Source organism: Carboxylicivirga sediminis (genome assembly GCF_018156225.1).
Taxonomy (GTDB): domain Bacteria; phylum Bacteroidota; class Bacteroidia; order Bacteroidales; family Marinilabiliaceae; genus Carboxylicivirga; species Carboxylicivirga sediminis.
The window spans coordinates 1-384 of the sequence record NZ_JAGTAR010000117.1 but is presented as its reverse complement, the minus strand read 5'-3'; the positions used below and the strand labels follow the sequence as shown (position 1 = coordinate 384).

Sequence of the window (384 nt, the reverse complement as noted above, 5' to 3'; positions counted from 1 at the left end):
AATCATCGCAGTGCTATTGCGGTACCAAATTATATGAAAGGTTTTCCATACTACCTTCAACAACAAGGGTATTATACTTCCAACAATAAAAAGACTGATTATAATGTAGGCGACGAAAAAGCCTATACCGCTGAAGCTTGGCACGAGAGTGCTGATACAGCAGGTTGGTGGAACAGGGCAGAGGGGCAACCTTTCTTTGCAGTCTTCAATTTTATGGATTCACACCAGTCGCGCACCATGACACACACCTATGGTTGGTATAAGAAACAGGTAATAAATGAGTTGGCTACTGAAGAACGTATAGGTGAGAATGACTTTGATATGCCTCCATTTTATAACGATACGCCTGCTATGCGTAAGCAGTTTGCCCGGGTTTATAACTCC

The 384-nt window shown here is 42.4% G+C and carries 1 pseudogene; it reads left to right on the top strand.

The features are described from left to right. Positions 1 to 33 precede the first annotated feature (33 nt). Positions 34 to 384 (top strand): annotated as a pseudogene (locus KDU71_RS23515) (hypothetical protein); the annotation flags it as partial.